The 21502-nt window shown below is 69.1% G+C and carries 19 protein-coding genes; 11 read left to right on the top strand and 8 right to left on the bottom strand.

From position 1 onward, the window contains the following. Position 1: 1 nt before the first annotated feature. Entirely contained in the window at positions 2-1201 is a 1200-nt protein-coding gene (locus SNAS_RS04165; RefSeq protein ID WP_041625554.1) for an amino acid deaminase/aldolase, read from the bottom strand. A gap of 124 nt (positions 1202-1325) precedes the next feature. Between SNAS_RS04165 and tmk the strand changes: the two genes are divergently transcribed. The 3 genes from tmk (at position 1326) to SNAS_RS04150 (ending at position 6256) form a co-directional block, all read left to right on the top strand. After that, a complete protein-coding gene (tmk, locus tag SNAS_RS04160) occupies positions 1326-3449 on the top strand; it encodes a dTMP kinase (RefSeq protein WP_013016127.1) in 2124 nt (707 codons plus the stop codon). Between the two features lie 31 nt (positions 3450-3480). Further along, positions 3481-4650, top strand: a complete 1170-nt coding sequence (locus SNAS_RS04155) for a DNA polymerase III subunit delta' (protein WP_013016126.1) — start codon at positions 3481-3483, stop codon at positions 4648-4650. A 274-nt stretch (positions 4651-4924) separates the two neighbouring features. Further along, positions 4925-6256 carry an FAD-dependent oxidoreductase gene (locus SNAS_RS04150; protein ID WP_013016125.1) on the top strand — a complete coding sequence of 444 codons (1332 nt, stop codon included), beginning with the start codon at positions 4925-4927 and terminating at the stop codon, positions 6254-6256. Here the strand turns inward: SNAS_RS04150 and SNAS_RS04145 are convergent. Continuing rightward, positions 6253-8229, bottom strand: a complete 1977-nt coding sequence (locus SNAS_RS04145; protein ID WP_211207317.1) for an ABC1 kinase family protein — start codon at positions 8227-8229, stop codon at positions 6253-6255. The genes SNAS_RS04150 and SNAS_RS04145 overlap by 4 nt on opposite strands. Positions 8230-8376: 147 nt before the next feature. Here SNAS_RS04145 and SNAS_RS04140 point away from each other — a divergent pair, with 147 nt between their 5' ends. Next, positions 8377-9033 (top strand): DUF4360 domain-containing protein, encoded by a 657-nt coding sequence (locus SNAS_RS04140; RefSeq protein ID WP_013016123.1) that lies wholly within the window; start codon positions 8377-8379, stop codon positions 9031-9033. Between the two features lie 65 nt (positions 9034-9098). On the opposite strand, the gene SNAS_RS04135 is transcribed toward SNAS_RS04140, so the two are convergent. After that, entirely contained in the window at positions 9099-10493 is a 1395-nt protein-coding gene (locus SNAS_RS04135; protein ID WP_013016122.1) for a class II fumarate hydratase, read from the bottom strand. A gap of 222 nt (positions 10494-10715) precedes the next feature. Here SNAS_RS04135 and SNAS_RS04130 point away from each other — a divergent pair, with 222 nt between their 5' ends. Both SNAS_RS04130 and SNAS_RS04125 read left to right on the top strand, forming a co-directional pair. Continuing rightward, positions 10716-11222: a hypothetical protein gene (locus tag SNAS_RS04130; protein WP_144300392.1), complete on the top strand. Its 507-nt coding sequence runs from the start codon at positions 10716-10718 to the stop codon at positions 11220-11222. 147 nt (positions 11223-11369) lie between these two features. Next, the gene (locus SNAS_RS04125) at positions 11370-11714 is read left to right on the top strand and encodes an MmcQ/YjbR family DNA-binding protein (RefSeq protein ID WP_169313848.1); all 345 of its coding nucleotides are present in this window, start codon (positions 11370-11372) and stop codon (positions 11712-11714) included. 19 nt (positions 11715-11733) lie between these two features. On the opposite strand, the gene folE is transcribed toward SNAS_RS04125, so the two are convergent. Both folE and ftsH read right to left on the bottom strand, forming a co-directional pair. Continuing rightward, entirely contained in the window at positions 11734-12378 is a 645-nt protein-coding gene (gene folE, locus SNAS_RS04120; RefSeq protein ID WP_013016119.1) for a GTP cyclohydrolase I FolE, read from the bottom strand. A gap of 149 nt (positions 12379-12527) precedes the next feature. Then, on the bottom strand, positions 12528-14543 hold the full coding sequence (gene ftsH / locus SNAS_RS04115; RefSeq protein ID WP_013016118.1) for an ATP-dependent zinc metalloprotease FtsH: 2016 nt from the start codon (positions 14541-14543) through the stop codon (positions 12528-12530). A 240-nt stretch (positions 14544-14783) separates the two neighbouring features. On the opposite strand from ftsH, the gene hpt reads away from it, so the two are divergent. Beyond that, positions 14784-15371, top strand: a complete 588-nt coding sequence (gene hpt, locus SNAS_RS04110) for a hypoxanthine phosphoribosyltransferase (RefSeq protein WP_013016117.1) — start codon at positions 14784-14786, stop codon at positions 15369-15371. Here the strand turns inward: hpt and SNAS_RS04105 are convergent, their stop codons facing one another. Then, the gene (locus SNAS_RS04105) at positions 15372-15860 is read right to left on the bottom strand and encodes a MarR family winged helix-turn-helix transcriptional regulator (RefSeq protein WP_013016116.1); all 489 of its coding nucleotides are present in this window, start codon (positions 15858-15860) and stop codon (positions 15372-15374) included. It abuts the gene before it with no gap. A 65-nt stretch (positions 15861-15925) separates the two neighbouring features. On the opposite strand from SNAS_RS04105, the gene SNAS_RS04100 reads away from it, so the two are divergent. After that, complete coding sequence (locus tag SNAS_RS04100) at positions 15926-16765, top strand: hypothetical protein (RefSeq protein ID WP_013016115.1); 840 nt, start codon at positions 15926-15928, stop codon at positions 16763-16765. Between the two features lie 9 nt (positions 16766-16774). Here SNAS_RS04100 and tilS read toward each other — a convergent pair whose 3' ends face one another. Then, a complete protein-coding gene (tilS, locus tag SNAS_RS04095; protein ID WP_013016114.1) occupies positions 16775-17809 on the bottom strand; it encodes a tRNA lysidine(34) synthetase TilS in 1035 nt (344 codons plus the stop codon). Further along, the gene (locus SNAS_RS04090) at positions 17806-18843 is read right to left on the bottom strand and encodes a zinc-dependent metalloprotease (protein ID WP_013016113.1); all 1038 of its coding nucleotides are present in this window, start codon (positions 18841-18843) and stop codon (positions 17806-17808) included. Before SNAS_RS04090 ends, tilS begins: the two co-directional genes overlap by 4 nt. Before the next feature lie 125 nt (positions 18844-18968). On the opposite strand from SNAS_RS04090, the gene hemL reads away from it, so the two are divergent. Genes hemL through SNAS_RS04075 form a run of 3 tightly spaced genes read left to right on the top strand, consistent with a single transcriptional unit; the run spans position 18969 to position 21450 of the window. Continuing rightward, positions 18969-20267 (top strand): glutamate-1-semialdehyde 2,1-aminomutase, encoded by a 1299-nt coding sequence (gene hemL / locus SNAS_RS04085; RefSeq protein ID WP_013016112.1) that lies wholly within the window; start codon positions 18969-18971, stop codon positions 20265-20267. Then, a complete protein-coding gene (locus SNAS_RS04080) occupies positions 20264-20911 on the top strand; it encodes a histidine phosphatase family protein (RefSeq protein ID WP_013016111.1) in 648 nt (215 codons plus the stop codon). Before hemL ends, SNAS_RS04080 begins: the two co-directional genes overlap by 4 nt. Further along, the gene (locus tag SNAS_RS04075; RefSeq protein WP_013016110.1) at positions 20911-21450 is read left to right on the top strand and encodes a TlpA family protein disulfide reductase; all 540 of its coding nucleotides are present in this window, start codon (positions 20911-20913) and stop codon (positions 21448-21450) included. The genes SNAS_RS04080 and SNAS_RS04075 overlap by 1 nt, the downstream gene beginning before the upstream one ends. Positions 21451-21502: the final 52 nt, after the last annotated feature.

Raw genomic sequence — 21502 nt, 5'->3', positions numbered from 1 at the left:
GTTACAGGAACGCCTTGCCCTCGCCGCGGTAGGTCGGCACCGTGTCGGCGATCCGGTCGCCCTCCACAAGGTGCAGTTCGTTGACGCGCTCGCACAGTTCGCCCGCCTTGGCGTGCCGGAACCAGACCCGGTCGCCGACGCGCAGCGAATCGGCCGCGGGACCGGTGACCGGCGTCTGCACCTCCCCGGCGGCCTCCATCCCGGTCAGCCGCAGGCCGGACGGCAGCCACGGGCGCGGTTGCCGGGACGGGCCGGTCTTGCCGGAGGCGATCCAACCACCACCGTGGACGGTCGCGAATCCCGGACCGGGGCGGCGCACCACCGACAGCGCGAACGCGGCGGCCGGACGGGGCCGGAAGTCGTCGTACTCGTCGAACAGCGCCGGGCCGTAGAAGCCGCTGCCCGCGGTGAGCTCGGTGATCGAGGGGTCGGAGGCGGTGCGGGACAGCGAGCCGGTGCCGCCGCCGTTGACGAACTCCAGCTCGGCGACCTGCCGCACCGCCGCGACGGCCTTGCCGCGCCGCTCGACGAGTTCGCGAAACGACCGGTCCTGGACCAGTCGCAGCATCGACGCCGAGGGACCGCTGCCCTGGCCGAGCCCGGCGATCTGGCCCTCGTAGCTCATGATGCCGACGAGGTCGAAACCCTTGCGGGCCTTGATCTTGCGAGCCAGCCGGACGGCTTCCAGCGGCGTGTGCACCGGTGAGCGGCGGGTGCCCAGGTGGTTGCCCAGCACCCGATAGGAGGCATCGAGGTCCAGGCACACCCGCAGCCGGTGGCGTTTCACCGGCGGCAGGACCGCGTCGACGAGGTCCAGCTGCGCGACGTCGTCGACCATGAGCGTGATCGCGGCGGCGGCCGAGGAATCGGTGGCCAGCGCCGCGATGCTCAGCGCGTCGGCGTCGGGGTAGCCGACCACGACGTCGCGGCTGACCTCGTTCTCCACCAGCCACAGTGACTCGGCGAGGCTGAACGACAGGATCCCGGCGTAGCCGGGCCCGGCCAGCGCCCGGCGCAGCAGTTGCCGACAGCGCAGTGATTTCGACGCGACCCGGATCGGCAGGCCGACGGCGCGCTCCCGCATCGCGGCGCCGTTGGCGTCGAAGGCGTCCAGATCGACGATCGCCAGCGGGGCCGCCAGTTTGGCGGTGGCGGTGTCGTAGCGCTGCCGCAACGCCACACTGTCGTGAAACTTGCTCATGTTCTTCAGCATAGTGCCGCGACACCCATAGGCGAGGCGGCAAAGGCTCGCCGGGCCGCGCCGATACGCTGTCATTCGTATAGACGAGCGGGTATTTACCCACTGTGACGAAGGCGGACCACGTATGTCGGGCGTTTCGGATCTCAAAGCGGTCCTGCGCATCCGTCCGTTCCGGCGCCTGTGGCTGGTGCTGGGACTGTCGGCGACCGGGGACTGGCTGGGTCTGCTGGCCATGTCGCTGTTCGCCGCGTCCCAGTTCGACAACACCACGGCGCAGGGCGCCGCGTTCAGCCTCGTCATCGTGGTGCGGCTGATCCCCTCGCTGCTGCTGGGCCCGCTGGCCGGGGTGTTCGCCGACCGCTGGGACCGCCGGATCACCATGGCCGTGTGCGACACGCTGCGGTTCGCGCTGTTCGCCTCGGTTCCGCTGGTGGCGATGTGGACCGGCGTCGGTGTCAAGGCCGCCGGCTGGACCGCGATCGCGACCTTCCTCATCGAGGCCGTCGGCATGATGTGGATGCCCGCCAAGGAGGCCGCCGTCCCCAACCTGCTGCCCCGCAGCCGGCTGGAGGCCGCCAACCAGCTGACGCTCGTGACCACCTACGGTTTCGCGCCCGTGATCGCCGCCGGGGTCATGTCGGTGCTGGAGGCCAACTGGATGGCCGGGGCGCTGGGCGAGGTCGGCGACTGGGCGGCCCCGGCCGCGATCGGGCTGTACCTCAACGCGCTGACCTTCCTGGCCGCCGCCGCGGTGGTGTTCTTCCGGATCCCCGAGATCAGCGTGCGCCGCAACGAACCCGGGCAGGCGCCGAAGGAACAGCGCGGCATGCTGCGCGACTTCGCCGACGGCTGGCGCCACATGGGACGCAACAAGATGGTGCGCGGCCTGGTGCTGGGCATCCTGGGCGCCTTCGCCGGAGCCGGGGTCATCATCGGCACCGGCCAGTTCTTCGCGCGCTCGCTGGGCGGCGGCGAGGCCGCCTTCACCGTCCTGTTCGCCACCGTCTTCGTCGGTCTAGGCCTGGGCATCGTCGCGGGTCCGGCGCTGGTGGGACAGCTGTCGCGACGCCGCTGGTTCGGCATGAGCATCGTGGTGGGCGGCTTCGGGCTGCTGGTCGACGGCCTGGCGCCGCACCTGTGGGTGGCGATCGTCGGGACGCTCATCGTCGGCGCGGGCGCCGGAATGGCGTTCCTGTCCGGGATCACGCTGCTGGGCCGCGAGGTCGAGGACACGGTGCGCGGCCGGATGTTCGCGTTCATCTCCACCAGCGCCCGGGTGGTCCTGATGGTCACGATCTCGGCCGCCTCGGTCATCGGCGGCTACGGCTCCGCCCGCCAGGTCGACATCGGCCCGCTGACCTTCGACTTCTCCTTCGGACGCATCCTGCTGCTGATCGCCGCCGTCGTCGGTGTGCTGACCGGTTACATTGCTTTCCGGCAGATGGACGACAAACCGGGGGTGCCGGTGATCAAGGACCTGTGGGGTTCGATGCGGGGACGGCCGCTGGTGCACGAGTCACCGGCGGGCGGGACCTTCGTGGTGTTCGAGGGCGGCGAGGGCAGCGGCAAGTCCACACAGGCCGTCAAGCTGGCGGCCTGGCTGCGGCAGCGCGGCCACGAGGTGGTGCTGACCCGCGAGCCCGGCGCCACCGAACTGGGCGTGCGCATCCGCACCCTGCTGCTGGACCCGGAGTCGGGGACCTCGCCCAGTCCGCGCACCGAGGCGCTGCTGTACGCCGCCGACCGCGCCCAGCACGTGTCCAAAGTGGTACGCCCGGCGCTGGACCGGGGCGCGGTGGTCATCTCCGACCGCTACGTCGACTCCTCGCTGGCCTACCAGGGTTCCGGACGCGAACTGCCCGCCGACGAGGTCGCCTGGCTGTCGCACTGGGCCACCGGCGGACTCAAGCCGGACCTGGTGGTGCTGCTGGACATCGACCCGCGCGTCGGCCTGGTGCGCGCCACCAAGGGCTCGGCCGGGGACCGGCTGGAGCAGGAGGCGCTGACCTTCCACGAGGCGGTGCGGGAGAAGTTCCGCGACCTGGCCGCCGACGACTCGTCGCGCTACCTGGTCGTGGACGCGACCCAGTCCCCCGAGGACATCGCGGCCAAGGTCTCCGAACGGGTGGCCGCCGTGGTGCCGCCGGTGCCGGGCGAGACCGCCGATGACGACGATCCCAACCCGCCGATGGACGCGCACGCCGAGGACAAGACCGTGAAGTTCGCCCCCGGAAAGGCGACGCTGTGACGAGTGTCGGTCGCGCGTGGAGAATGAGGCCATGACCGGCGAGATCTTCGACAGGCTCATCGGCCAGGAGGACACCGTCCAGACCCTGACCGACGCGGTGGCCGCCGCCACCAGCGGCGCCGCCGGAATGACGCACGCGTGGCTGTTCACCGGGCCGCCCGGCTCGGGTCGTTCGGTGGCCGCGCGGGCCTTCGCCGCCGCGTTGCAGTGCCCGAACCAGGGCTGCGGCAGCTGCCCGGCCTGCCACACCGTCCTGGGCGGCACCCACGCCGACGTCACCCACGTCATCCCCGACGGCGTCACCATCGGCGTGTCCGTCATGCGCGACCTCATCGGCACCGCCCAGCGCGCGCCGGGCACCGGCCGGTGGCGCGTCCTCGTCATCGAAGACGCCGACCGGCTCACCGAGGCGGCCGGGAACGCGCTGCTGAAGTCCATAGAGGAACCCCCCGAGCGCACCGTCTTCCTGCTGTGCGCCCCCTCGTCCAACCCCGCCGAGATCTCGGTGACGATCCGGTCCCGCTGTCGGCTGGTCCCGCTGCGCCAGCCCTCCGTCGCGGCGGTGGCGCGGCTGCTGGAGACCCGCGACGGCGTGGACCCCTCGCTGGCGCGCCTCTGCGCGTCCGCGGCCCAAGGTCACGTCGGCCGGGCCAAACGCCTGGCCACCGACCCGCAGGCCCGCGACCGCCGCGACACCGTCCTGGGCGTGCCCCGGCAGCTGTCCAGCGTCGGCGCCTGTTTCACCGCCGCCGACGCCATCATCGAAGCCTCCGAATCCGAAGCGACCGACGCCACCAAGGGCCAGGCCGAACGCGAGATCGCCGAACTCGAAACCGCGCTGGGCAAGGGCGGCACCGGAAAGGGCGCCAGCAAAGCCACCCGCGGCAACGCGGGCCAGATCAAGGAACTCGAACGCCGCCAGAAGATGCGCCTCACCCGGGCCCAACGCGACACCCTCGACCGCGCCCTGGTCGACCTCGCCGCCTTCTACCGCGACGTCCTCATCCAGGGCCTCGGCGCCCGCGTCGACCCGATCCACCCCGACGCGGCCGAGGCCGTCACGGCCGCCGCCTCCCGCTGGTCCCCCGAGAGCGTCATCCGCCGCATCGACGCGATCCTCCAGTGCCGCATCGCGATCGACCGCAACGTCCGCCCCCGCATCGCCGTCGAGTCCATGATGCTCAAACTCTGGCAGGGCTAAGCCGAGCCTGCCGCATGCGCTCCTGTGGCCGGCGTGCCACAGCGGTCACACGATCACGGCCGCGAAACTGTCAGCACTCGGGATCGCGCGGCCTCGCGACAAGCCGGACGACGACCGACGCATCGAGGAATACGAAGGCCGCTATGGCGTCCACTGGGGCCGGCCCATGAACGTTGTAGCCAAATTGTTTGTGGCGCAGGGACTTTGGATCTCCGTTCTCTGATACGGTGCCCACACGTTTCGCGAGCCCCGGCCAGGACACATTGGACTGAACATGAAGCGAGCAGTGGTTTTCGGTGCCAGTCTGAGCGGGTTGCTGGCCGCGCGGGCGTTGGCCGACTTCTATTCGGAAGTGGTGGTCGTGGAGCGTGACACGCTCCCGACGAGCCCGAGTCCGCGGCGGGGGGTTCCGCAGACGGAGCACAACCATGTGCTGCTGGCTCATGGGGCCCGCGAGTACGAGTCGCTGCTTCCCGGACTGACGGAGGAGTTGCTCGGCGCCGGTGCCCCGCATGTGGACATGATGCGGCAGACGCGGATGGTCTTCTCGGGATACGAGTTGGCCCGGGGTGACTGCGACACCAAGCTGATCCACGCTTCGCGGGGGTTGCTGGAGCACGCGGTACGGTCGCGCGTGAAGGGCTTGTCGAATGTGGAGTTCAGGGAGGGCTGCGAGGCGACCGGGATCGTCCATGAGGACGGACGGGTGACGGCGGCTCGGGTCACGCGTCTGGCGGACGGGAACCGGGTGGAGACCCTCGCGTCGGATCTGGTCGTGGACGCGCTGGGCCGGGGCGGGCGGGCCGCGACCTGGTTGACCGAGCTGGGATACGAAGCCCCCGCCGAGGATCGCGTCAAGTGCGACGTGCGGTACGTGAGCCGGTTCGTGAGCATGCCCGCCGACGCCCTGAACGGCGATCACTTCCTGCTGGTGGGAGCGGCTCCCGGGCTCCCGCACCTGTTGGCGGCCTGCTACCTGGAGGGCGACCGGTGGATGCTGACCCTCGCGGGCATGGCCGGGGTTCGGCCTCCCACCACCGACGAGGGCATCCAGGAGTTCGCCGAGACGATGCCGATACCGGATTTCTGCGAGACCTTGCGCGAGGCGAAACCGCTGAGCGACCCGGTCTCGCTTCACTACCCGTACAGCGTGAGACGGCGCTTCGAGCGGCTGCGGCGGTTCCCCGACGGTCTGCTGGTCGTCGGGGACGCGCTGTGCAGCTTCAACCCGGTCTACGGCCAGGGCATGACCGTCGCCGGAATGCAGGCGCGCATATTGCGCGAATGCCTGGCCGAGGGGAGCGACAACCTGGCGCGGCGGTTCTTCCCCGCCGCCTCCAAGGCGATCGACGTGCCGTGGAGCCTGGGAGCCGGTGGCGATCTGGCGATGCCCGAAGTGGAGGGATACCGCTCGCCACGCATCCGGCTGCTCAACCGCTACGTCGCCCGGGTGCACCGTGCCGCCTCCCGCGACCCCCGGGTGGCCGCGGTCTTCTTCCGGGTCGCGGGCCTGCTGGAACCGCCCTCGGCGCTGCTGCGGCCGGGGTTCATGGCCAGGGTGTTCACCAGCCGGGCCCCACGGCGCCGGGACCCTCGCGGCGCTTAGGTCTTGCGGAACACGCCGACCAGGACGCGGACCATCAGCACGACGGAGACGACCAGCAGCAGGTAGCCGAACACCTGGTACAGCCGGATGTCGGTGCTGACCAGCGGTCCGGCCTTGCTGTTGAGCAGCAGGACGGACATGATCCCGGTGGTCGCCGCCAGTACGGTCATGAGGATCTGGCCCAGGTACCCGGCGATGACGGAGCGGTCGCGGGGGTCGGCGAACAGCCGGATGTTGGCCGACAGGCGTCCGTTCTCCAGGGCCGCGCCGATGCGTTCGAGGCGGCGGGGGATGCGGCGCAGGGTGGGGACCATGGCGCGCAGTTCGGTCTCGGCCGCCTCGCGCAGCGATTCGGGGGCCAGCAGGGCGGCGAACTCGTGGGCCGCGAAGGACTTGGCCTCGGCGACGAGGTGGAACTCGGGGACCAGGTCGGTGAGGGTTCCCTCGACTGTGGCCAGTGCCCGGAAGACGGCGGCGACCTCGCGGGGCAGGGCGACGCCGTGGGCGGAGATGAGTTTGAACAGGTCGACGAACATCTCCGCGTCGGGGGCGACGCCGGAGGTGAGGTGGCGGGCCATGAACCGGCCGAGGGCTCGTTCGAGGCTCTCGGTGTCGATGTCGTCGGTGCGTTCCAGGATGTCCATCAGGCCGTCGTGCAGCGCCGCCGGGTCGCGTTGGTCGACGGCGAGCAGGACGTGTTGCAGCGCCAGTTGCAGACCGGTGTCGATGCGACCCACCGAGCCGTAGTCGATGAGCGCGATCCGGTTGTCCCGCAACAGGAGGATGTTGCCGGGGTGCGGGTCGGCGTGGAAGATGCCGTGCACCAGGATCTGGCGCAGCAGGCAGCGCAGCAGCGAGCGGGCCACCCGGTTGGGGTCGGCGCCGCGGCGGCGCAGTTCGGCGCCGTCGGCGACCGTCTCGCCGTCCAGGTACTCCATGACCAGGACGCGTTCGCCGCCGTACTGCGGGTACACCGCCGGGTTGGCGACCGGGTCGGCGTCGGGTTCGTCCAGGGTCTCGGTGTTCGCGGCGACCGAGGCCAGGTTGCGGGCCTCGACGCGCAGGTCGAGTTCCTCGCGCAGTGCCACCGCGAAGCCCTCGGCCAGGTCGACGACGCCGATGGCGCGGGCCCAGGCGGCGCGCTTGTGGAGGGTGCGGGCCAGCCGGGCGACGATGTCGAGGTCGCGTTCCACCTGTGCCTTGATGCCGGGGCGGCGCACCTTGACGACGACGGACTGTCCATCGTGGGTCTCGGCGCGGTAGACCTGCGCTATCGAGGCCGAGGCGATCGGTACCCGGTCGAAGCTGGCGAACGCCCGCGACACCGGCATTCCCAGGTCGGCGCACAGCTGCGGCTCGATGCTCTCCCACGGCACCGGTTCCACATTGTCCTGGAGTTTGGACAGTTCGGCGATCACCTCGGGGCTGAACAGGTCGCGCCGGGTCGACAGCACCTGCCCGAGTTTGACGAAGGTGACGCCCGCCTGTTCCATGGCGCGGCGCGAGGAGCGGGCCAGTGCCACCGCCGAGTCGCGGGAGGCGCCGCGTCCGGACAGGAAACCGCCGAGGCCGTGCCGCACCAGGATCGCGGTGATGCGGGTGTAGCGCTGCGAGCGCCGCACCCGGCGGTAGCCGGAACGCATCCGCGCCACCGGGCCGCCGGTGCCGGGGATGATCGCCTCGCTGAGCGCCAGTACCAGCAGGATGGACACGAAGGCGACACCGAGGAAGATCGCGAAGGCGCCGCCGGGCGAGGTCTCCTCCCGGCCCAGGGCCCGGCCGACGGTGATCCCGGCGACGGCCACGCCGATGAAGCTGGACAGGGCCGCGCGCAGCAGGCCGACCCGCAGGCCCATCATCCGCGCGCAGGTCTTGACCAGGATCACCGCGAGGATCAGGACCGCGAACGGGACCAGGTAACCGAGGAACAGCTGGAACCCCGTCAGCTCGGGCATGTCTTGATCTGACCACATCCGACAGACAGTACCGGTCAATAAGTGATTCACAGAGAGTACGTGGCCATTGACGTACTCTCTGCACATTAATACATTTGCACCCATAAGGGCCCTTTCCGCCCGGACGGATGCGCACCGTCCCAAAAGGATAAATAGAGGATTACGATGAGGAAGTCCCTCCTGCGTATCGGGACCGTGATCGGGGCGTGCCTCGCCCTGACAGCCCTTCCGGTTCAGGCGCAGGCGAAGAAACACTTCGACGACCCGCCGGACGACAAGATCGTCATCGACGTCGCGACCGTCAACGGCTCCGGCTGCCCCAAGGACACCGCCGCCGTAGCCGTGGCACCCGACAACACCGCATTCACCGTCACCTACAGCGTGTACCTGGTACAGGCGGGTGGCAACTCCGATCCGACCGACTTCCGCAAGAACTGCCAGATCAACCTGATCGTCCACGTGCCACAGGGCTTCACCTACGGCATCGCGAGCGCCGACTACCGCGGCTTCGCGCACCTGGAATCCAAGGCGAGCGGCTTGCAGAAGGCCAGTTACTACTTCCAAGGCAATTCGCAGACCACCACCTCCGAACACCCGCTGTCCGGGGCGTACAGCGACAACTGGCAGTACACCGACGAGACCGAGGTGGGCCAGATCGTCTACAAGCCGTGTGGCGAGGAACGCAACTTCAACATCAACACCGAGCTGCGTGTGAAGGTCGGCACCGACAAGTCCAAGAAGAGCTTCATGCAGATGGACTCCGTCGACGGCAACATCAACACCAAGTACCACTTCGCGTGGAAGAAGTGTCCGAAACCCTGACCACTCATCGCGCGTGCCGGTGGTCCGGCAGGGGCCCACCGGCACGCGCTCACCGCGTCGGCGTGTCAGTTCCCGGTCATGCGACGGACGTCGAGCGCCTCGTCCAGCTGTTCCTCGGTGAGTTTCCCGGCCTCGACGTGGCCGCGGGCCACCACGACCTCGCGGATCGAGACCCGTTCGGCCAGCGCCTGCTTGGCGATCGAGGCGGCCTCCTCGTAGCCGAGGTAGCGGTTCAGCGGCGTCACGATGGACGGTGAGCCCTCGGCGTACTCCAGGCACCGCTCGGCGTCGGCCTCCAGCCCGGCGACACAGCGTTCGCCGAACAGTCGGGAAACGTTGGCCAGCAAGCGAATCGACTCCAGGACGTTGCGGGCCATCACCGGCAGCATCACGTTCAGCTCGAAGTCGCCCGACGCTCCACTGAAGGCGATCGCGGCGTCGTTGCCGATCACCTGCGCGGCCACCTGCCGCACCGCCTCGCACAGCACCGGGTTGACCTTGCCGGGCATGATGGACGATCCCGGTTGCAGGTCCGGCAACCGCAGTTCCGACAGCCCGGCCCGGGGGCCGGAGCCCATCCAGCGGATGTCGTTGGCGATCTTGGTCATCCCCACCGCGATGGTGCGCAGCTGACCCGACAGCTCGACGAGGCCGTCGCGGGCGCCCTGCGCCTCGAAGTGGTCGCGGGCCTCGGTCAGCGGCAGGCCGGTCTCGTCGGCGAGCCGGGCGATCACACCGGCGGCGAAGCCGCGCGGGGTGTTGATGCCGGTACCCACGGCGGTGCCGCCCAGCGGCAGCTCGGCCACCCGGGGCAGCGCCGACGTCAGCCGGTCGACCCCGTTGCGGATCTGGGCGGCGTAGCCGGCGAACTCCTGGCCCAGCGTCACCGGGGTGGCGTCCATGAGGTGGGTGCGCCCCGACTTGACGACGTCGGCGAACTCGGTCGCCTTGGCCGCCAGCGCCCCCTCCAGCACCGCCAGCGCCGGGACCAGATCGTTCATCACCCCGTCCGTCGCGGCGATGTGCATTGAGGACGGGAATACGTCGTTTGAGGACTGGGACGCGTTGACGTGGTCGTTGGGATGCACCTCGACGCCGCAGCGGGCGCTGGCCAGCGTCGCGATCACCTCGTTGGCGTTCATATTGGACGACGTGCCCGAACCGGTCTGGAAGACGTCCAGCGGGAAGTGCTCGTCGTAGGTGCCCTTGGCGACCTCGGCCGCCGCCTCGGCGATCGCCTCGGCGATGTGGGAGTCCAGCACGCCAAGTTCCGCGTTCACCCGGGCCGCCGCGCCCTTGATGAGGGCCAGGGCCTTGATCTGGGTCCGTTCCAACCGCACGCCCGAGATCGGGAAGTTCTCTACGGCGCGTTGGGTTTGCGCTCGCCACGCCGCCCACGCGGGCACCTTGACCTCGCCCATGGTGTCGTGTTCGACGCGGACCTCATTCGATTCAGCCATAGCGCAATCCTGCCTCAAAGGGACCTCCGGTTCGGTGGGAATGTCATCGGGGCCACCCACGGCGCGGCAGTGACGTTCGACGTCACCCGACCGGGTAATCTAAGCCACGCTGGTCCGCATCGAAGGACGTGTTTGAAGGTGCCCACTGCCGACGAGCCAAACTATGAGTTTCCCGATCCGCCACCACCGTTGGTTCCGGTGCCCGCGGTGAAGTGCTTTGACATGCGCGGAGCCCGGGTGATCATCGGTTCGCCGGGTCAGGGCTGGCGCGGCGATCTGCGCGCCGACGATCCGCTGATGCGCGAGGGCGGGCTACTGGTGCCGGTGCTGTCCGAAAGCGACTTCTACCGCTGCGAGGACGACGGCTCCGAGGCGATGGCGGCGTTGTATCCCGCCGACCAGGTGTGGGTCGAGAAGCCCGATGAGGACAGTGAGCGCAAGATCGCGCCGCGGCACCTCTTCGAACGGATCGTCAGCACCGAGACCCCGTGCGTCCGTTACCCCGTTCCGGCGAGCGAGATGTACGGACTCGTCGGCCGTCGGGTGTGGCACTGGCGCGGCGGCGAGTTCGCCTTCGATCTGCGCTGTGTCACCGAGGCCTACGAGAACGCCAGCGGCGACATCGCGGTGCGGGTCTGCCCGGAACGGGACTGGTATCGCTGGGCGCGCACCGGAAAGGCGCCCACGATGGACGAAGCACTCATCCATCTAGTGTGGGCGGAAGGATGACGATGCATATCCGGAAAGTATTTAGTCAGTTAAGAGTTCTACCAGTCATGACTGCGAACGGTGGTCGCGTCCCCACGAATGACGCGATACACTGAACCCCTTATGTTTGTGGCATCCCTCGCTAAGCTCCGCCAACTGTGCCTGGCATTGCCGGAGACCACCGAAGTTGGCGTCGGTGACGATCCCACCTTCGGCGTGAAAGGGCAAACCTTTGCCACGTGCCATCGGGTGGGAGACCGAGAATCGGTGTGGTTCAAGGCATCGCCGCGCACGCGCAGCCGCCTGCTCAGCAACGGTGACGACCGCAGATTCTTCACGCCTCCGTACGTCGGCCAGCACGGCTGGATCGGCGCGTGGATCGACGAGAACTGCGATTGGTCGCAACTGGACGCTCTGCTGCGCGAGTCGTATCAGATGACGGCTCCGGATGCGCAGGGCGACAACGCTTCCCGACGCGAGAACGCCACGACCTTAATCGCGCGTGCCTCTTAGGGCCGCCTACCGGCCCGCCTCAGCGATTGGACACATTGATCAGACTCATGGCCTCGGCGCGTGATTTCGCGTTGTCGCGCAGGATTCCGCGCACCGCCGAGGTCAGCGTCCGGGCGCCCGGCTTTCGGATGCCGCGCATGGACATGCACATGTGTTCACATTCGACGACCACGATGACGCCGTTGGCCTCCAGCGTCTCGTGGAGCTGGTCGGCGATCTGGGACGTCAGCCGCTCCTGCACCTGCGGCCGGCGGGCGTAGGCCTCCACGAGCCGGGCCAGCTTCGACAGGCCGGTGATCCGGCCGTGCGCGCCCGGGATGTACCCGATGTGGGCGACACCGGTGAACGGCAGCAGGTGGTGTTCGCAGAAGCTGAACACCTCGATGTCGCGCACCACGATCAGCTCGTCGTGGTCCTCGCTGAAGACGGTCTTGAGCACCTGCGCCGGATCCACCCGCAGGCCCGCGAACAGTTCGGCGTAGGCCCGCGCCACCCGGCCGGGCGTCTTGGCGAGCCCCTCGCGGTCCGGGTCCTCCCCGATCGCGTACAGGATCTCGCGCACCGCCGTCTCGATCCGCTTCAGATCGACCTGCGTATCCACGCTCTTGCCACCCAGTCGTCCGTTGACGATCCGGGCTGCCTCGTGGTCCAGCTCTTCGTTCACGCGCTCAAGCCTAAGGGCCGGTATGACAGCTGTCCTATTTTCCCGCTGCGACTCCGATCACCGTGGTAGCACCCGTGTCGCACCCGCCCCACTACCCACAACGGCAACGGCCCCGAACCGGGATCGGTTCGGGGCCGTTCACACGCTTGCTAGCTCTCGGGAGTGCCTTCCTCGGCGTCGGGGACGTTGACCGTCTCACCGGCGCTCTTGCCGCCGTTGAGCGGCACGTCCACCGGCGGACGCTCCGAGGGGCGACGCTTGCCGGTGCCGTTGAACGGCGAGATCGGCGGCCGCTTCACCACCGAGGCGGCGATGCGTTCCAGGTCCTCCTGGTTCAGCGTCTCCTTCTCCAGCAGCTCCACGACCATCGCGTCCAGGACGTCGCGGTAGTGCTCGAGGATCTCGTAGGCCTCGTCGTGGGCCAGCTCGATCAGCGCCCGCACCTCGGCGTCGATGGTCGCGGCGACCTCGTCGGAGTAGTCACGCTGGTGACCCATGTCGCGACCCAGGAACGGCTCCGAGTTGGTGGTGCCGTACTTGATGGCACCGAGCTTGGCGCTCATGCCGTACTCGGTGACCATGGCTCGCGCCAGCGCGGTCGCCTTCTGGATGTCGTCCACGGCACCGGTGGTCGGGTCGTGGTAGACCAGTTCCTCGGCGGCCCGGCCACCCAGCGCGTAGGCGAGGGTGTCGATCATCTCGGAACGGTTCTGCGAGTACTTGTCCTCAGTGGGCAGCACCAGCGTGTGACCGAGCGAACGGCCACGCGGCAGGATCGTGAGCTTGTGCACCGGAGCCGCGTGCGGCAGGGCCAGCGCCACCAGGGCGTGGCCGCCCTCGTGATAGGCGGTGGCCTTCTTCTCCTTGTCGCTCATGATCCGGGACTTGCGCTCCGGACCGGCGATCACGCGGTCGATGGACTCCTCCAGCGCGTCGCCCGAGATGGCCTTCTCGTTGGCGCGGGCGGTCAGCAGCGCGGCCTCGTTGATCACGTTGGCCAGGTCGGCGCCCGAGAAACCGGGGGTGCGGCGCGCGATGGTCTCCATGTCCACGTTGGGCGCGAAGGGCTTGCCACGCGCGTGCACCTGCAGGATCGCCTGGCGGCCCTCCTTGTCCGGGGCGTCGACCGGGATCTGCCGGTCGAAGCGGCCGGGACGCAGCAGCGCCGGGTCCAGGATGTCGGGACGGTTGGTGGCGGCGATGAGGATCACGCCGCCCTTGTTGTCGAAACCGTCCATCTCGACCAGCAGCTGGTTCAGGGTCTGTTCCCGCTCGTCGTGGCCGCCGCCCAGACCGGCACCACGGTGGCGGCCCACCGCGTCGATCTCGTCGACGAACACGATGGCCGGAGCGTTCTCCTTGGCCTGCTGGAACAGGTCGCGCACCCGGGAGGCACCGACACCGACGAACATCTCCACGAAGTCGGAACCCGAGATCGAGTAGAACGGGACGCCCGCCTCACCGGCGACGGCCCGCGCCAGCAGGGTCTTACCGGTTCCGGGCGGACCGAACAGCAGCACACCCTTGGGGATCTTGGCGCCCAGCGCCTGGTACTTGGCGGGGTTCTGCAGGAAGTCCTTGATCTCCTGGAGTTCCTCGACGGCCTCGTTGGCTCCGGCGACGTCGTCGAAGGTCGCTTTCGGAGTGTCCTTGGTGATCTGTTTCGCCTTGGACTTGCCGAAGTTGAGCACCCGGGACCCGCCGCCCTGCATCTGCGACATGAACAGCAGCAACAGGATCACGATGATCGCGATGGGCAGGAGGTTGATCAGGAAGGCCATCAGGACGCTCTCCTGAGTCACCTCCGTGTTGTAGTCACCGACGGCGGTGGAGTTGTCGGCCTTGCCGTTGATCTCCTCCCAGGTGTCGCCGATGACCTGTGCCGGGTAGTAGGCCTGGATCTTCTTGGTGGCCTCGCCGTTGTCGTCCAGCTTGCCTTCGTCGTTGAGCTTGACCGACTTCTTCAGGTCGAATTCGATGACCTGTTCTTTGTCCTTGAGGACGGCCTTCTTCACATTGTCGCCGTCGATCTGTTTGTCGGCGACGACGGTTTGGGCCTCGGTGTACTCACTGCCGCTGGTGAACAGGCTTCCCGCGATGACGGCGCCGAGGATGATGAGGATGATCCAGACCAGTGGCCTGCGGAACAAACGCGTACGCTCCATATTGTTGCGGGCGCGGTGTGCGGCGCCCGGCCCCTCCTGCACTCGACGTGGTTGGGTGCGGTGGTTTGGCCCAGGGCAGACCACGCCACCGATTTTCGGTAGTCTTCGACGGTACACGGTACCGGCCAGGCGACGGCCAAGGTCATGGGCTCGGCTCTCAGCTTCGTCTCAGCGTTTGTAGCGAACATCATGTAGCGGGCCGGTTCGCGCGTTCGGCGAGGTCAATGGCAGGCTTGGAGCATGACGCCTTCCGCTGAGCACCCCGGGGCACCGGCTGCCTGGTACGAGAACGACATCGACCGGGTCCTCGTCTCCGAGACGGAGATCCGGGAAAAGACGGCCGCGCTCGCCAAGCAGATAGACGCCGACTACGCCAACACCGACGGACTGTTGCTGGTCGGGTTGTTCAAGGGCGCGGTCATGTTCATGGCCGATCTGGCCCGGGCGCTGACGATCCCGGTTGAGATGGAATTCATGGCGCTGTCCTCCTACGGCCAGCGCGTCACCTCCTCGGGTGTGGTCCGGGTGCTCAAGGACCTCGACACCGACATCAAGGACCGCGACGTCCTGGTCGTCGAGGACGTCGTCGACTCGGGCCTGACGCTGTCGTGGCTGCTGAAGTACCTGCCCTCGCGGGGACCCCGCTCGGTGGAGATGGTGTCGATGCTGCGCAAGCCCAAGGCGCTGGAGACCGGCATCAACGTCAAGTACGTCGGTTTCGACGTGCCGGACGAGTTCGTGGTCGGCTACGGCCTCGACTACTCCGAGCGTTACCGCGAGCTGCCGTTCGTGGGTGTGTTGAAGCCCTCGGTGTACCAGTCGTCCTGATCACGTCTCGACGGCGACGACGATCTTTCGCAGCAGGTTCGCCAGGACCTGCTTTTCCCGGTCGGTGAGGCCTGCCAGGATGCGCTGCTCCTTGGCGTCCTCGCCGTCGAGCTGGGTTTGGACGGCGTGACGGCCGGGTTCGGTCAGCCGGACGGTGACGCGGCGCCGGTCGTCGCGCTCGTGTTCGCGCACGATCAGGCCGCGTTCCTCCAGCCCCGCCAACCGGGCCGACAGCGCGCCCCGGGTGAGGCCGAGGATGTCGGCCAGTTCGGAGGGGCTGAGTTCGTAGGGTGGGCCCTGGCGGCGCAGCATCAGCAGGGTCTTGAACTGCCAGTAGGCGAGTTCGTTGCTGTCCAGGGATTCCGAACGGCCCTCGGACACGGCCCTGCCGACGATGGAGATCCGGCTGATGATCTGTTCCTTGATGGGGTCGAGGCCGGGCAGTTCCCGGAGCCAGATGGCCAGACGCTCGTCGACGGAATCGCGCATGTCGATAGTTTAATGCGAAAACTGTTTTCTGGTAGATAGTTTTATATCTAACTATCTTTGCGGGCATGAACGAGAACACAGTGAAGATTCCCGTACCCGTCCTGGTCGACACCGCCCGCTCGCTGTGGAAGGCGAACCGGTTCGCCGAGGCGGGCGCGCTGCTCGGCTCGGCCACCGGAGCGGGCGACGACCCGCGACTGGCGCTGGCCAGCGCCGAGGTGACCATCGCGACCGACTGGTTCGCCGGACGGGCCACCGATCCCGAGTCGCTCGCGGAGCCCAAGCGGGTCATCGACGCCCACGGTGACGCCGAGACCGCCTGGGACCTCGAGTTCCTGTTCGTCCGCCGGGGTTACGGCGAGCGGCTGTTCTCCGAGGCGGGGCGGTGGCGCAAGGTCGAAGCCCCCGACCTGGAGGAGATGAACGCGCTGCGCACCCGCGCCGAAGCCTTGCGGGACAACGCTCCCGACGGGCGGCGGCGCGGCTGGGCCGAGTTCTACCTTGGACTGATCGGCGACAACGTCTTCAGCGAGCGCGAGGGTTCCCCGGCGCACTACGCCCAGGCGCTGCGCGCCGGGGAGGAGCACGCCGACGACCATCTGCTCTTCGAGGCGCTGCGGCACCTGGGCGATCACGACCACGACGCGGGCGACCTGCCGCTGACCCGGCAGCGTTGGGAGCGCTCGGCGCACCACGCGGCCCGGGCGGGGCTGGTCGGTTCGACGTTGGCGCAGCTGATGCTGGTGGCGGTCAGCGCGCGGGACGACGGCGACGAGGGCGGCGCGGTGTTGCTGGCCACCGAGGTCGCCCGGTGGGCCGACGCGATCGGGTACGAGCGGCAGCGCGACATGGCGGAGTCGTTCGTCAAGGGCGTGGACCCGACGGTGCAGGAGGAAGAGGACTGAAGCGCCGGGTCAGGGTTCGGTGCGGCGCAGCCGCAGCCGGTTTCGTTCGCGCCACACCGTGACATTGCCGGGCAGGAATACCGGGCCCTGCCCTCGCCAGTTCATCACCAGCGCCTCCATGGCTTCAATGTGGACGTATGAGAGGGCGTCGGCCTCGGCGCCCTCCGACAGCACCCAGGCGCGCAACGCCCTGGTGCGCACGGCACGGCGGGCGGCGTTGAGCGGGCCGAGTTTGAGGTTGGGTTCCAGCAGTTCGGCCGAGAGGGTGCCGTGGCTGGCCTTGGCGAGCACCTCGGCGGCGTAGGCGTCCAGGGCGTCGTTGTCGGCGGCCACCAGGGTGGCGGTGCGGGCGAGGTTGGCGACGAAACGCTCGCCGAAGGTCTCGGCGAGGACGGGCATCACGGCTCGCAGCCGGGATCGCGCGTAGGCGGGATCAGTGTTGTGCGGGTCGTCCCATACCGGCAGTTCGAGATCGCGACAGGCCCGCACGGTATCGGCCCGCGGTAGATCGAGCAGCGGGCGACGGAACTTGCGGCGCTTGCGGGGCATGGCGGCCAGCCCGCGAGGGCCAGAGCCGCGCGCCAGGGCCAGCAGCACCGTCTCTGCCTGGTCGTCGCGCGTGTGTCCCAACAGGACGGCTGACGCGCCGAGTCGTTGGGCCGCTTCGGTCAGTGCCGCGTAGCGGGCGTCACGAGCCGCGCCCTCGGGGCCGCCGGCGGTGACATCGACCTCCACTGTCGCCACTTCGACGGGCTCGAACCCGGCATCACGGGCCCAGTCGGCGACGGTGGCCGCGCGCTTCGCCGAACCAGCTTGGAGTCCATGGTCGACGGTGACGAGACCGGCCCGGATTCCCAGACGGGGGGCCACGAACGCGGTCGCCGCGGCCAGCGCCATCGAATCGGGGCCGCCGGAACAGGCCACCAGCACCAGCCGGTCGCCGGACGACGGCGACTCGTCAGCGTTCCCCGACGGCGACAGCTCCGTCAACAGCCGCCGCACCGCGACCCGCACTCGGGCGACGGCGGCGGGCGGTCCGGTCACGACCGCACCACCCGCGCGATCCAGGCGTCGGGGTCGTCGATCTCGGACAGTGTCGGCAGGTGCGAGGGCTGCTCCCACACCGCGTTGAAGCCGTCGATGCCGACCTGGTCGACGACGGCGGCGGTGAACTTCTTGCCCTGGGTGTACTGCTTCAGCTTGAGGTCCATGCCCAGCGCCCGGCGGACCACCCGCTGGGCGGCGCTGCCGGAGGCGCGGCGGCGGTCGAAGCGTTTCCGCAGTTCCTCCACATGGGACACCACGTCGGGGCCGATGGCGTCCATGACGTAGTCGGCGTGCCCCTCGATCAGGGTCATCATGGCGGTGAGCCGGTCGACGATCTCGCGCTGCCGTGGCGAGGTGACCAGGTCGACGACGCTGGAGCCCGCCTTGGCGTCGCGCAACGCGTCGGCCAGAACCCCCAGGGTGCGGCGCACCCGTTCCACCAGTCCGGCGTTGGTCTCGGTGGCCGCCGCTCCGAACGCCTCGATCTCGGACATGAAGTGGGGCCGCAGCCATTCCACCGCCCCGAACTGGGCGGCGTGGGTGGCCTCGTGCAGGCAGATCCACATCTGGAAGTCGCGCGGGTCGGCCTTGAGCTGGCGTTCGGCCTCGATGATGTTGGGCGCCACCAGCAACAGCTGACCGGGCTGTTTGCTGAAGATCTCGTACTGGCCCAGGATCTTGCCCGACAGGTAGCCCAGCACCACCCCGGCCTGGGCTCCGGCGACCCGCGCGCCCACGACCCGGGCCACGGTTCCGGCCTCGGCGCCGGCACGGCTGGCCAGCGGGTCGAGCACCCCGCGCAGTCCCTCGATGTTGGCCGCCGCCCAACCGGCCCGGTCGACGACCCGCAGCGGCGGCTGCTGCCGGGGCTCCATCCCCGTGAATTCGGCCACGTGCCCGGCGGCCTCGACGGCGTAGCCGCGCAACTCGTGCACCGCTTCGGTGGCGTCCTCGAGCCCGATGTCGGGCCCGGCCCGGCCGATGGTGCGGGCGGTGGCGGCGGCCAGGTCCCAGTCAACGAACTGCGTCATGTACTCAACGGTAAGCGATGGCGTCCAAGTGACGCCTGTTAAACGTCGGGACGGTGATGAGACCGAAACGGTATCGAGACGGGCAGGCGCCGGGCCGAAAGTGGAAATGTGACAGGCTGATCGGCGTGTCAGAACTGTACGACGCCGAAGCCCCGGCCTCCGAGGAACTGTTCGAACGGGCCCGACGGGTGGTGCCCGGTGGGGTCAACTCCCCGGTCCGCGCGTTTCGCGGCGTGGGCGGCACCCCGCGCTTCATGGTGCGCGGCAAGGGTTGCCACATGTACGACGCCGACGACCGACGATATATCGACCTGGTGAGCTCCTGGGGTCCGCTGATCCTCGGGCACGCCCACCCCGCCGTGATCAACGCGCTGTCCGACGCCGCCGTGGCCGGGACCAGCTTCGGGACCCCGACGCCGGGCGAGGTGGCGCTGGCCGAGGAGATCGTGGCCCGCACCCCGGTGGAGTCGGTGCGGCTGGTCAACTCCGGCACCGAGGCCACGATGAGCGCGCTGCGGCTGGCCCGCGGCGCCACCGGCCGCGACCTGGTGGTCAAGTTCGCCGGTTGCTACCACGGCCACGTGGACGGCCTGCTGGCCTCGGCCGGTTCCGGGGTCGCGACCCTGGGGCTGCCGGACTCGCCGGGTGTCCCGGCCGCGACCGCCGCCGACACGATCGTGCTGCCCTACAACGACATCGAGGCGGTGCGCACCGCGTTCGCCGAGCGCGGCGCCGACATCGCCTGCGTCATCACCGAGGCCGCCGCCGGGAACATGGGCGTCATCGCCGGTGCCGACGACTTCAACAAGAAGCTGTACCAGCTGTGCCACGCCAACGGGGCGCTGCTGATCCTCGACGAGGTCATGACCGGTTTCCGGGTCGGGCCGGGCGGGGTCGCCGATCAGGCCGACCTGTACACCTACGGCAAGGTCATGGGCGGCGGGCTCCCGGCCGCGGCCTTCGGCGGCACCGCCGAGGTCATGAACCAGCTGGCGCCGCAGGGCCCGGTCTACCAGGCCGGGACGCTGTCGGGCAACCCGCTGGCCTGCGCCGCGGGCCTGGCGACGCTGCGGCAGTGCACCGACGAGGTGTACGCCCACCTGGACTCCTACGCCGAGCGGCTGTCGGCGATGGCCTCGCAGGAGCTGACCAAGGCCGGGGTGGCGCACCGGGTGTCGGCCGCGGGGAACATGTTCAGCGTGTTCTTCACCGACGCGCCGGTGCGCGACTACACCGACGCCGCCAAGCAGGACACGGCCGCGTACGCGGCGTTCTTCCACGAGATGCTGAACCGGGGCGTGTACCTGCCGCCCAGCGCCTACGAGGCCTGGTTCGTTTCCGCCGCGCTGGACGAGGCGGCGATGGAGCACATCGCGGCCGCTTTGCCGTTCGCGGCCGAAGCCGCGGCTAGGGTGAATACGTGAGCGTTGAGAGAACCGTCGTGCACGTACTGCGGCACGGCGAGGTGCACAACCCGGAAAAGATCCTGTATGGACGGATTCCGGGCTTTCATCTTTCGGCGCTCGGCGTTCAGATGGCCGAGGTGGCGGCGAAGTCACTGGACGGCCTGGACGTGACCCACGTGGTGGCCTCGCCGCTGGAGCGCGCGCAGGAGACGGCGGCCCCGTTCGCCGGGCTGTTCGGGACCGGCATCGCCACCGACGCGCGGCTGATCGAGTCGACCAACCACTTCGAGGGCAAACGGGTCTCGGTGGGCGACGGCGCGCTGCGCGACCCCCGCAACTGGTGGGTGCTGCGCGATCCGCTGAAACCGTCCTGGGGCGAACCGTATCTGCACATCGCGCGGCGCATGACCACCGCGGTGATGGCGGCCCGCCGGGCCGCTGCCGGGCATCAGGCGGTGTGCGTCTCGCACCAGCTGCCGATCTGGACGCTGCGCTGCTTTCTCACCGGACGACGACTGTGGCACGACCCGCGCAAACGCGAGTGCGGGCTGGCGAGCCTGACGTCGTTGCACTTCAAGGGCGCCAAGCTGGTCGACGTCACGTACTCGGAACCGGCGGCCTCGCTGGTGACCGACGCCGCCGCGAAGATCAAGGGAGCCTGATGCGGACGCGACTGCTGCTGGCGGGGCTGGCGCTGACGATGCTGGCGGGCTGTGCCGGGAACCAGGCGCAGGCGACCACCGAGGACGGCAAGACCATCGTCTACACCGACGAGTCCGAGCGCCCCAAGGCGCCGACGCTGTCGGGCGAGGTCTTGGACGGCGAGAAGTTCGAGGCACCCGACGCCGAGGTCACGGTCGTGAACTTCTGGGCCTCGTGGTGCGCGCCGTGCCGCCGCGAGGGCCCGGAACTGGTCGAGGCCTACGACAAGACCAAGGACGACGGGGTCGCGTTCGTGGGCATCAACATCCGCGACGACCGCGACAAGGGCATCGCCTTCGAGAAGGGTCTCGGCGTCGACTACCCGTCGATCTTCGACCCCTCGGGGCGGCTGGCGCTGAAGTACAAGGACGTGCCGCCCAACACGATCCCGGCGACGATCGTCATCGACGACAAGAACCGGATCGCGGCCGTGTTCCGGCAGGAACTGACGGCCGACACGCTGCTGGACGCCATCGAAGACGTCCGCGGCGACAAGTGATGGCCGGGCGGCGACCACGGCCGTTTTCTACCGGCGGTAGAATACCGTTCCC

The sequence above is a fragment of the Stackebrandtia nassauensis DSM 44728 genome (genome assembly GCF_000024545.1).
Taxonomy (GTDB): Bacteria; Actinomycetota; Actinomycetes; order Mycobacteriales; family Micromonosporaceae; genus Stackebrandtia; species Stackebrandtia nassauensis.
The sequence above is the reverse complement of the archived record's forward strand: the minus strand, read 5'-3'. Positions and strand labels throughout refer to the sequence as shown.